Source organism: Yersinia sp. 2542 StPb PI (assembly GCF_048593855.1).
Lineage (GTDB): Bacteria > Pseudomonadota > Gammaproteobacteria > Enterobacterales > Enterobacteriaceae > Yersinia > Yersinia enterocolitica_E.
The window spans coordinates 1-12106 of record NZ_JAZGQA010000136.1; the positions used below are offsets into that span (position 1 = coordinate 1).

Below are 12106 nucleotides of genomic sequence, written 5' to 3' on the forward strand. Positions count from 1 at the left end.
CTAATCACTGTTCAGGGGAAATGTTACCAATCGGTTTGTGTGGGAATTGTAATAAGAATGTGAACCCCCTATACTGCCGCCAGGTCTCCGGATTACCCTGAAGTAGGAGCACCCAGCGTTATATAGAACACGTCATCTAGGCATGCAGGATGTTATGTTTAAATGTGCGATGTGAAGGGTTTCGGCTCTTAACGCTGTCTGATCCCAACAAGGCCCGGAGGAAGGAAAATAATAAGAGCTGTGTGGGCAAAACCGTGAAAAAACAAAGACCTGTCAACTTGGATCTGCAAACGATTCGATTTCCCGTTACTGCGATAGCGTCCATTTTACACCGAGTCTCTGGCGTAATTACTTTCGTTGCCGTTGGTATCCTCCTTTGGCTGTTAGGTTTGTCTGTTTCCTCGCAAGAGGGATTCATGCAAGCAGCGGCTGTCATGAATAGTTTTATTGTTAAATTCATCTTCTGGGGAATACTTACTGCACTGGCCTATCACGTTTGCTGTGGCATCCGTCACTTGCTTATGGATTTTGGCTACATCGAAGAGAGCTTGGCTGCGGGGACCCGCTCCGCCCAAGTAACAATGGTGTTAACCTTGGTGCTGTCAGTTTTAGCTGGAGTCCTCGTATGGTAAGCAATGCTTCTGCGTTAGGGCGTAATGGAGTACACGACTGGCTGTTACTGCGTGCTTCTGCAATCGTCATCACTCTTTATATTCTTTATATCCTGGGCTTCGTCGTTATTGTCCCGGACATCACCTATGAAATCTGGCGCGGCTTTTTTGCCTCGCACATCACAAAAGTATTTACCCTGCTGACCTTACTGTCGATTCTGGCTCACGCCTGGATTGGTCTGTGGCAGGTATTAACGGACTATATAAAGCCGCTAGCGGTACGACTGGTGTTACAACTGGCCGTCGTGGTTACGCTGCTGGTCTATCTATTGTATGGAACAATTGTGGTGTGGGGTGCTTAAATGAAACTGCCGGTCAGAGAGTTTGACGCTGTTGTCGTCGGTGCAGGTGGTGCAGGTATGCGCGCCGCACTGCAAATTTCACAAATGGGGCTGTCTTGTGCCCTGATATCTAAAGTTTTCCCTACCCGTTCCCATACGGTATCTGCGCAGGGCGGTATTACCGTGGCGCTGGGTAATACCCATGAAGATAACTGGGAATGGCATATGTATGACACGGTAAAAGGTTCCGATTATATCGGTGACCAGGATGCCATTGAATATATGTGTAAAACCGGTCCAGAGGCGGTACTCGAACTGGAACATATGGGGTTACCTTTCTCCCGTTTAGAAGATGGCAGCATTTACCAGCGGCCATTTGGTGGGCAATCGCGCAACTTTGGCGGTGAGCAGGCGGCGCGAACTGCGGCAGCCGCTGACCGTACCGGCCATGCGCTATTACACACCCTTTATCAGCAAAACCTGAAAAACCACACCACTATCTTCTCTGAGTGGTATGCACTGGATCTGGTGAAAAATCAGGATGGCGCCTTTGTTGGCTGTACGGCTATCTGTATTGAAACCGGTGAAGTGGTCTATTTCAAAGCGCGGGCCACGGTGCTGGCCACCGGTGGTGCGGGTCGTATCTATCAATCAACCACCAATGCGCACATTAATACCGGTGACGGCGTGGGGATGGCACTGCGTGCCGGTGTACCGGTGCAGGATATGGAAATGTGGCAGTTCCACCCGACGGGTATCGCTGGGGCGGGGGTGCTGGTTACCGAGGGTTGCCGTGGTGAAGGCGGTTATCTGCTGAATAAGCACGGTGAACGCTTTATGGAACGTTATGCCCCGAACGCCAAAGATTTGGCGGGTCGTGACGTGGTTGCACGTTCCATTATGATTGAAATCCGTGAAGGTCGTGGCTGTGATGGTCCTTGGGGCCCACATGCCAAACTGAAGTTAGATCATTTAGGTAAAGATGTGCTGGAATCCCGTCTGCCGGGCATCCTTGAGTTATCTCGCACCTTTGCTCACGTTGACCCGATTAAAGAGCCTATTCCGGTTATTCCAACCTGTCATTACATGATGGGCGGTATTCCGACCAAAGTGACCGGCCAGGCAATTACAGTAAATGAAAAGGGTGAAGATGTTGTCATCCCTGGTTTGTTTGCGGTCGGTGAAATCGCCTGTGTTTCCGTCCACGGTGCCAACCGCCTGGGGGGCAACTCATTGCTGGACCTGGTGGTGTTTGGTCGTGCCGCCGGTATGCATCTGCAAGAGTCATTACTGGAGCAGGGTGCTAGCCGCGATGCTAGCGAATCAGATATTGAAGCCTCACTGGAACGAATGAACCGTTGGAACAACACCCGTTCAGGTGAAGATCCAGTTGAGATCCGCAAAGCACTGCAATCTTGCATGCAGCATAACTTCTCGGTATTCCGCGAAGGTGATGCGATGGCGAAAGGGTTGGAAGAGTTAAGAACTATCCGCGAACGTCTGCAAAATGCCCGTCTGGATGACACTTCCAGCGAGTTCAATACCCAGCGTATTGAATGTCTGGAATTGGATAACCTGATGGAAACTGCGTTTTCCACTGCCGTATCAGCAAACTTCCGTACCGAAAGTCGTGGTGCTCATAGCCGCTTTGACTTCCCGGATCGTGATGATGCTAACTGGCTGTGCCATTCGCTCTATTTGCCAGACACTGAGAGCATGACCCGCCGTGAGGTAAACATGCAGCCTAAGCTACGCGCGGCATTCCCGCCGAAAGTGCGTTCTTATTAATGCATGTGTTGTGTTGATAGGGTTAAACCTAACCCATTGCGGAGGAAAAGGTCATGAAACTTGAGTTCTCAATTTATCGTTATAACCCGGACATCGATAACGCGCCGCACATGCAGGATTATGAGCTGGAAGCGGAAGAAGGCCGGGATATGATGTTGCTGGATGCGCTCATCCAGTTGAAAGAAAAAGATCCTACCCTGTCGTTTCGCCGTTCATGCCGTGAAGGTGTGTGTGGTTCAGACGGTTTGAATATGAATGGCAAAAACGGTCTGGCTTGTATTACGCCAGTCTCGGCATTGCAAAAGGGTAATAAAAAGATTGTGATTCGCCCATTGCCGGGGTTACCGGTGGTGCGGGATTTAGTGGTCGATATGGGGCAGTTTTATACTCAGTACGAGAAAATTAAACCTTACCTGTTGAATGATGGCAAAAATCCGCCGGCACGTGAGCATCTGCAATCCCCGGAACAGCGCGAAAAACTGGATGGTTTGTATGAATGCATCCTGTGCGCCTGTTGCTCGACATCTTGTCCGTCATTCTGGTGGAATCCAGATAAGTTTGTCGGCCCGGCAGGGTTACTGGCTGCTTATCGCTTCCTGATTGACAGCCGTGATACCGAAACAGCAGCACGGTTGGATGACCTGGACGACGCTTTTAGTGTTTTCCGCTGCCATAGCATCATGAATTGTGTCAGTGTTTGTCCTAAAGGCCTTAACCCGACCAAAGCAATTGGTCACATTAAGTCTATGTTGTTACAGCGTAGCGCATGATAGTTACAGCGTAGCGCATGTATAGCTACAGTGTAGTGATTGATAGCTACAGGGTAGCGAATGATAGTTGCAACGTAGTGCATGATGTGAGTTTATTAACCCGGGGAATGTATTTCCCGGGTTGCTTCAAGGTAGGGAATCTCTAAAAGCCGGCATGCAGTCAGTTTTTAGAGGTTCCTTGAACGGGACCGTTAAGGTCCATAACAGAACGTGCATTGAGCACGTCGAGTGAACCGTTTTTACGGCAAACCGTTGATACTACGGTGTATATGTTAACCACGGCGAAAACTGAAGCTTCAAAGCTTAAGGGATCATGATGCAGAACGGCGCAATGAAGGCCTGGCTGGATTCCTCCTATCTGGCGGGCGCGAACCAGTCCTACATAGAGCAGCTCTATGAAGACTTTTTAACCGATCCTGGTTCCGTTGATGATAGTTGGTGTTCAATTTTTCAACAGCTACCAACAACGGGTGTAAAACCTGATCAGTTCCACTCTCAAACACGTGAGTATTTCCGTCGCCTGGCGAAGGATTCCTCTCGTTATAACTCATCCATCAGCGATCCTGAAAATGATGCCAAGCAAGTTAAGGTGTTGCAGTTAATCAACGCCTTCCGCTTCCGTGGTCATCAACATGCCAACCTTGATCCACTCGGTTTGTGGAAGCAGGAGTCTGTTCCAGACCTCGAGCCTTCCTACCACCACCTGACCGAAGCCGATTTCCAAAACACCTTCAATGTGGGTTCTTTTGCTATTGGCAAAGAAACCATGAAGTTGTCTGACCTGTATGCAGCACTGAAACAGACCTATTGCGGCTCTATCGGTGCTGAATACATGCACATTACCAACACCGAAGAAAAACGCTGGCTTCAGCAGCGTATTGAGTCGGTGGTTGGGAAACCGACATTCAGTGATGAAGAAAAACGTCGCTTCCTGAGCGAATTGACTGCCGCTGAAGGTCTGGAACGTTATTTAGGGGCTAAATTCCCGGGCGCGAAGCGTTTCTCGCTGGAGGGCGGCGATTCGCTGGTCACCATGCTGAAAGAGATGATTCGCCATGCGGGGAAAAATGGTACCCGTGAAGTGGTTCTGGGGATGGCTCACCGTGGCCGCCTCAACGTATTGATCAACGTTTTGGGTAAAAAGCCGGAAGATTTGTTTGACGAATTTGCCGGTAAGCATAAAGAACATCTGGGGACCGGTGACGTTAAATATCACCAAGGCTTCTCATCCGATGTGGAAACTGAAGGCGGCCTGGTTCACCTGGCACTGGCCTTTAACCCATCCCATCTGGAAATTGTCAGCCCGGTGGTTATCGGTTCGGTACGTGCACGCCGTGATCGTCTGGATGAAGCACGCAGTAATATGGTTCTGCCAATCACTATTCATGGTGATGCGGCGATTACCGGCCAGGGCGTGGTGCAAGAAACACTGAATATGTCACAGGCACGTGGCTATGAAGTGGGCGGGACGGTGCGCATTGTTATCAACAACCAGATTGGTTTCACTACGTCGAACCCACTGGATGCGCGTTCTACCCAGTACTGTACCGATATCGCCAAAATGGTACAGGCACCGATTTTCCACGTGAATGCTGATGATCCTGAAGCTGTGGCGTTTGTTACCCGTCTGGCGTTGGATTTCCGTAACACCTTTAAACGTGACGTGATGATCGATCTGGTTTGCTACCGCCGCCATGGGCATAACGAAGCCGATGAGCCAAGTGCAACGCAGCCCGTGATGTATCAGAAGATCAAAAAACACCCGACGCCGCGCAAGATTTATGCTGACAAGCTGACCGAGCAAAATATCGCCAGCCTGGAAGATGCCACGGAAATGGTCAACCTGTATCGTGATGCGCTGGATGGTGGTGACTGTGTGGTGGAAGAGTGGCGTCCGATGAATCTGCAATCCTTCACCTGGTCGCCGTATCTGAACCATGAGTGGGACGAAGAATATCCAAGCAAAGTTGAGATGAAACGCCTGCAAGATCTGGCGCGTCGCATCAGCCATGCACCGGAAGCCATTGAAATGCAATCCCGTGTTGCCAAGATTTATGGCGATCGTGCTTTGATGGCAAGTGGTGAGAAACCGTTTGACTGGGGTGGGGCTGAAACACTGGCTTACGCAACGCTGGTAGATGAAGGGATTCCGATTCGTTTATCTGGTGAAGATGCGGGTCGCGGTACCTTCTTCCATCGTCATGCGGTGATTCATAACCAGAAAAATGGCTCGGTTTATGTGCCGCTGGCGAATGTACACAGCGGGCAGGGTGACTTCCAGGTCTGGGACTCCGTGCTGTCAGAAGAAGCGGTGTTGGCATTTGAATATGGCTATGCCACCGCAGAACCACGCACCCTGACTATTTGGGAAGCGCAGTTTGGTGACTTTGCCAACGGTGCGCAAGTGGTTATCGACCAGTTCATCAGCTCCGGTGAGCAGAAATGGGGCCGGATGTGTGGCCTGGTGATGTTGCTGCCACATGGTTATGAAGGGCAGGGACCAGAGCACTCCTCCGCACGATTGGAGCGTTATCTGCAACTTTGTGCCGAACAAAATATGCAGGTGTGTATCCCCTCTACGCCGGCGCAGGTTTACCACATGATCCGCCGCCAGGCATTACGTGGTATGCGTCGCCCGCTGGTGGTAATGTCACCTAAGTCATTGTTGCGTCATCCGTTGGCCATATCATCGCTTGATGAATTGGCAAATGGCAGCTTCTTGCCAGCGATTGGTGAAGTTGACGAGCTGGATGCGAAAGGCGTCAAACGTGTCGTCATGTGTTCAGGCAAAGTGTATTACGACCTGCTGGAACAACGCCGTAAGAATGGGCAAACCGATGTTGCTATCGTGCGTATCGAGCAGCTTTATCCGTTCCCGCATCATGCTGTACAAGCGGTGTTGGAACAGTTCGCTCATGTGCATGATTTCGTCTGGTGCCAGGAAGAGCCGCTGAACCAGGGTGCCTGGTATTGTAGTCAGCACAACTTCCGCGAAGTGATTCCATTTGGCGCTTCCTTGCGTTATGCAGGTCGCCCGGCATCAGCTTCACCGGCAGTTGGATACATTTCCGTACACCAGAAACAACAACAAGCTCTGGTTAATGACGCGCTGACCGTCGAGTAGCGAGCCGGTTAACATATAAAGGATAGAGAATGAGTAGCGTAGATATTAATGTTCCTGACCTCCCTGAGTCTGTCGCTGATGGCTCTGTAGCAACTTGGCACAAGAAACCGGGCGACAGCGTTAAACGCGATGAAGTGCTGGTTGAGATTGAAACGGACAAAGTGATTCTGGAAGTTCCGGCCAGTCAGGACGGTATTTTAGACGCCATTTTGGAAGACGAAGGCGCGACTGTGACCTCACGTCAGGTACTGGGCCGTATTCGTCCAAGTGACAGCTCAGGTAAGCCGACGGAAGAAAAAAGTCAAAGCACTGAGTCCACTCCGGCGCAGCGCCAGACCGCTAGCCTGGAAGAAGAGAGTAACGATACTCTCAGCCCGGCAATTCGTCGTCTGATTGCAGAACATGACCTTGATGCTACTGCCATTAAAGGCAGTGGCGTGGGTGGCCGTATTACCCGTGAAGATGTCGATAGTCATTTGGCAAACCGTAAAACGGCACCGGCAGTGGCTGAAACCAAAGTAGCCGCCGCCGCACCTGCGGCACTGGCTAGCCGTAGCGAAAAACGCGTACCTATGACCCGCTTGCGTAAACGTGTTGCTGAGCGTTTGTTGGAAGCGAAAAACAGTACAGCAATGCTGACCACGTTTAACGAAATCAATATGAAGCCGATCATGGACCTGCGTAAGCAGTACGGTGAAGCTTTCGAGAAGCGCCACGGTGTCCGTCTGGGCTTTATGTCCTTCTATATCAAAGCGGTAGTTGAAGCTTTGAAACGTTATCCTGAAGTGAATGCTTCTATTGATGGCGAAGATGTGGTCTATCACAACTACTTTGATGTCAGTATTGCGGTTTCTACCCCGCGCGGTCTGGTGACTCCAGTATTGCGTGATGTAGATACACTGGGTATGGCTGATATCGAGAAGAAAATCAAAGAACTGGCTGTAAAAGGCCGTGACGGCAAACTGAAAGTAGAAGAGCTGACTGGCGGTAATTTCACCATTACCAATGGCGGCGTATTCGGCTCCCTGATGTCGACTCCGATCATTAACCCACCACAAAGCGCGATCCTTGGTATGCATGCTATCAAAGACCGGCCAATGGCGGTAAATGGTCAGGTAGTGATTCTGCCAATGATGTATTTGGCACTGTCCTACGATCACCGTTTGATTGATGGCCGCGAGTCCGTGGGTTATCTGGTGACGGTGAAAGAGATGCTGGAAGATCCAGCTCGCTTACTGCTCGACGTATAAAAAAGATAAATGACAAGGTCAGTCTGATTGCAAGGTGTTGATTAACCTGCCTCCGTGCAATCAGGCTACCTAGTAGGCTTCGGCCCATCTCAGACCTTATATGGATAGAACATCATGAATTTACACGAATATCAGGCAAAACAACTGTTTGCTCGGTATGGCATGCCAGCGCCAACTGGCTACGCTTGTACTACACCGCGTGAAGCAGAAGAAGCCGCATCTAAAATCGGTGCTGGCCCGTGGGTGGTTAAATGTCAGGTGCATGCGGGTGGTCGCGGTAAAGCGGGCGGCGTGAAACTGGTTAACAGCAAAGAAGATATTCGTGCTTTCGCTGAACAGTGGTTGGGTAAAAACCTGGTGACCTACCAGACAGATGCCCACGGTCAGCCGGTTCACCAAATTCTGGTTGAAGCTGCGACTGATATCGATAAAGAGCTGTATCTGGGCGCGGTTATTGACCGTAGCTCCCGTCGCGTGGTGTTTATGGCATCCACTGAAGGCGGTGTTGAAATTGAGAAAGTTGCCGAAGAAACGCCTGAACTGATCCACAAAATTGCATTGGATCCGTTGACGGGGCCGCAGCCTTATCAGGGCCGCGAGTTAGCCTTTAAACTGGGCCTGAGCGGTAAGCAAGTCACTCAGTTCACCAAGATCTTTATGGGCCTGGCAACATTGTTCCTGGAACGTGACCTGGCGATGGTTGAGATCAACCCGCTGGTGATTACCAAACAAGGTGATCTGATCTGTCTGGATGGCAAGCTGGGTGCTGATGGTAACGCCTTGTTCCGTCAACCAGAACTGCGTGAAATGCGTGATAAGTCGCAGGAAGATAAACGTGAAGCTGATGCGGCGCAGTGGGAACTGAACTACGTGGCGTTGGATGGCAACATTGGTTGCATGGTTAACGGTGCCGGTTTGGCAATGGGAACCATGGACATCGTGAAACTTCACGGTGGTGAACCGGCTAACTTCCTCGATGTTGGCGGTGGTGCAACCAAAGAGCGCGTGACTGAAGCATTCAAAATCATTCTGTCTGATGACAAAGTGAAAGCGGTTCTGGTTAACATTTTCGGCGGCATTGTGCGCTGTGACCTGATCGCTGACGGCATCATTGGTGCGGTTGAAGAAGTGGGCGTAAACGTGCCAGTGGTGGTTCGTCTGGAAGGAAATAACGCTGAACTGGGTGCCAAAAAATTGGCAGACAGCGGTTTGAATATCATTGCTGCGACCAGCCTGACAGATGCGGCTCAGCAAGTTGTAGCGGCAGTGGGGGCTAAATAATGTCTATTTTAATTGATAAAAACACCAAAGTTATTTGCCAGGGTTTTACCGGTAGCCAGGGGACTTTCCACTCCGAACAAGCTATTGCCTATGGTACAAAAATGGTTGGCGGCGTAACGCCAGGTAAAGGCGGCACCCAGCATCTGGGCCTGCCAGTATTCAATACCGTACGTGAAGCAGTAGAAACTACCGGTGCTACGGCATCTGTTATCTACGTGCCAGCGCCGTTCTGTAAAGACTCCATTCTGGAAGCTATTGATGCCGGTATCAAACTGATCATCTGTATTACTGAAGGTATCCCAACACTGGATATGCTGGTAGTAAAAGTCAGATTAGAACAGTCTGATGCACGGATGATCGGCCCGAACTGCCCAGGTGTTATCACCCCAGGTGAATGTAAGATTGGCATCATGCCGGGCCACATTCATTTACCGGGCAAAGTGGGTATTGTTTCTCGTTCCGGTACTTTGACCTATGAAGCGGTAAAACAAACCACGGATATCGGCTTCGGTCAGTCAACTTGTGTTGGCATCGGTGGCGACCCGATCCCAGGCTCTAACTTCATTGATATTCTGAAGTTGTTCCAGGAAGACCCGCAGACTGAAGTTATTGTGATGATCGGTGAAATTGGTGGTAACGCTGAAGAAGAAGCCGCAGCTTATATTAAAGATCACGTGACCAAACCTGTTGTGGGTTACATCGCCGGTGTAACTGCACCAAAAGGTAAGCGTATGGGCCACGCAGGCGCCATCATTGCGGGTGGTAAAGGAACTGCGGATGATAAGTTCGCGGCGCTGGAAGCTGCCGGTGTGAAAACAGTCCGTAGCCTGGCTGAAATTGGTAATGCCGTGAAAGCTGTTTACCAAAGTAATAAATAACATCAAGTGCACTGGTTTCAGTGTTAGTTCGACACCTGAGGCCACCTTGCGGTGGCCTTTTTTGTGGCTAATCAGAACGTATTCAGGGCGGTGATTAAGATAATATCTGTTTGCGCTTGTTGCTTAGCCTGCTCAGTGCTGGCACTGGCAGTTTGTTGCTGCAACGCAGCCAATGCAGCATCATAACTGGCTCTATCCTTAAACAACTTATCTTTGACATTGATAGACGCGATGTTGGTATAGCGGCCATCAGCCGTCACGGGCACAGCAAGTGTGCCGTTATTAATCAGCTGTTTAACAATCTGCCGCTCTTTCTCGTAGCCTTCCAACCCGATTAAATGCCAGCGCTGCTGAGCTTTACCCTCATACTTCCCGGCCTTAATATCAGTCAAATAGCGAATGGTCAGATTACGTATTGTGCCGTCTTCCTCACCGTACTGTGCTTTACTGTCTGATAACACTTGGAATTTCTGTCCTTCCAATGCGCCACCTTTTTGCGTCAAATGCCCCATCCGGTAACTGTTCATGCCCAGATGAATAGGGGTGCTATCGGTAACAGGCGTGCCGTCATTGAGGCGCAGGTCGGTGATACGTGAGCCGACTGGCTGACGTAAATCAATGGTGTAAGTCACACCATCGAAGAAGTCATTGGTCGAATATTTTGAAGCGCGACGTTGTGGATTAAAACTGTAGGTGACATCACCCGCTTTAACCTGATTAAAGTAATCAGCCGACCACTCCATGTACTGTTTTAACGCTTTACCGGTCAGAGCATAAACGGTGATTTCACCGCCGGCATATTGATAGTTAAATGCAATGTCTTTAGCGGTGATATCCCCGACATCCAGTTTAGGATGGTCGTTATCAATCTGTAAGGCAATAACCTGCGCCTGAGGAGCATAATAATGTGCCGCCTCCTGATACAACGCGCTGATACCGGTATCCTGAATATGAACCTGAGGAATACCTTTAATCTCATCGGCCGGTACCAGATTACTGCCGCTCAAGGTTGCAATCACCCGATTAGCATTGGCGCGCAAAATATCATGATAAGGCTGGTAAATCGCTTCCAGCTTTTTATCAGACTCGACTCCCTTGATCGGGTAGGTATAGCTGTCTTTATCCACCAGATGATATTTCCCCTCACGCTGCTCAAATTTCAGGTCAATGCGGGAGAGCGCGCGGCCATACTTATCCGGCTCAGTGATAATGACACCGTTAACCACTGCTTTATCAATCTTCACATGCATATGGCCTGCGACAATGGCTGCCAGCTCTGGATTGGCCTTGGCGATATCGCCAACCCCGGTGCCAGGGCGCTGATTCTCATTATCGACTCCCATATGGGCAACCAGCACGATGGCATCTACTTGTGGCTGGATTTGCTGAATAACCTTTTTCACTTCTTGTACTGGATCGGTGAAATGAATGCCATTGATACGGTCGGTGCCTTGTGCAAACTCCGCAGTCATTGGGGTATCCATGCCAATAATGCCGATTTTCACCCCCTGACGTTCGATGATTTTATAAGAGGGGAGGTAAGGTTTACCTGAATCCCAGAAGATATTCCCCGCCAGTGCCGTGCCATCAAATTGTTTTAGTGAAGTGGAAAGGGCTTTCAGGCCAAAATCAAATTCGTGGTTGCCCATCACCCAGGCATCATATTTCAAGGCATTGAAGCCGAGAATCATCGGGCTTATCGGCTCATTTTTAAAGGTTTCAACAAAGTTGCCCTGAAGGGTATCACCGGCATCGACCAGAATCACATTCGGCTGTTCAGCCCGTATTTTTTGCACTTTCGTGGCTATCTGGCTCAGACTGCCGGCTAAGTTTTCACTGTCGCTGGCATAGTCCCACGGCACAAAAGTACCATGTAAATCAGAGGTGCCTAAAATAGTGATATCAACTTGTTGCGCGGCGATGGAAGCGGTACTGACACAGAGTAATGTGGTGAGCGCTATTTTTTTCATTGTAGAGGATTCAATATTTTATCAAGAAATAGCATTTCATCATGCAACAAAATGGCAACACTTGCGAACGCTTCCCTCAAGTTAGACTAATAT

Annotated in this window: 9 protein-coding genes; 8 read left to right on the forward strand and 1 reads right to left on the reverse strand. The window is 49.9% G+C overall.

Annotated features, from left to right (window positions below):
• Positions 1–242 precede the first annotated feature (242 nt).
• The 8 genes from sdhC to sucD all read left to right on the forward strand — a co-directional run bounded on the left by sdhC (position 243) and on the right by sucD (position 10043).
• Positions 243–632, forward strand: coding sequence for a succinate dehydrogenase cytochrome b556 subunit (sdhC, locus tag V1952_RS15470; protein ID WP_372558360.1), 390 nt, complete (start codon positions 243–245; stop codon positions 630–632).
• A complete protein-coding gene (gene sdhD / locus V1952_RS15475) occupies positions 626–973 on the forward strand; it encodes a succinate dehydrogenase membrane anchor subunit (protein WP_050098880.1) in 348 nt (115 codons plus the stop codon). Before sdhC ends, sdhD begins: the two co-directional genes overlap by 7 nt.
• Positions 974–2740, forward strand: coding sequence for a succinate dehydrogenase flavoprotein subunit (sdhA, locus tag V1952_RS15480; protein ID WP_083159603.1), 1767 nt, complete (start codon positions 974–976; stop codon positions 2738–2740). It begins immediately after the preceding gene.
• Between the two features lie 53 nt (positions 2741–2793).
• Positions 2794–3510, forward strand: coding sequence for a succinate dehydrogenase iron-sulfur subunit (locus V1952_RS15485; RefSeq protein ID WP_083159601.1), 717 nt, complete (start codon positions 2794–2796; stop codon positions 3508–3510).
• Positions 3511–3826: 316 nt separating this feature from the next.
• The gene (gene sucA, locus V1952_RS15490) at positions 3827–6634 is read left to right on the forward strand and encodes a 2-oxoglutarate dehydrogenase E1 component (protein WP_420075062.1); all 2808 of its coding nucleotides are present in this window, start codon (positions 3827–3829) and stop codon (positions 6632–6634) included.
• A 29-nt stretch (positions 6635–6663) separates the two neighbouring features.
• Complete coding sequence (gene odhB, locus V1952_RS15495; protein ID WP_083159597.1) at positions 6664–7884, forward strand: 2-oxoglutarate dehydrogenase complex dihydrolipoyllysine-residue succinyltransferase; 1221 nt, start codon at positions 6664–6666, stop codon at positions 7882–7884.
• Between the two features lie 114 nt (positions 7885–7998).
• Positions 7999–9165, forward strand: coding sequence for an ADP-forming succinate--CoA ligase subunit beta (gene sucC / locus V1952_RS15500; RefSeq protein WP_372558361.1), 1167 nt, complete (start codon positions 7999–8001; stop codon positions 9163–9165).
• The gene (sucD, locus tag V1952_RS15505) at positions 9165–10043 is read left to right on the forward strand and encodes a succinate--CoA ligase subunit alpha (RefSeq protein ID WP_372558362.1); all 879 of its coding nucleotides are present in this window, start codon (positions 9165–9167) and stop codon (positions 10041–10043) included. The genes sucC and sucD overlap by 1 nt, the downstream gene beginning before the upstream one ends.
• 71 nt (positions 10044–10114) lie before the next feature.
• Here sucD and V1952_RS15510 read toward each other — a convergent pair whose 3' ends face one another.
• Positions 10115–12013 carry a bifunctional metallophosphatase/5'-nucleotidase gene (locus V1952_RS15510; RefSeq protein WP_420075061.1) on the reverse strand — a complete coding sequence of 633 codons (1899 nt, stop codon included), beginning with the start codon at positions 12011–12013 and terminating at the stop codon, positions 10115–10117.
• Positions 12014–12106: the final 93 nt, after the last annotated feature.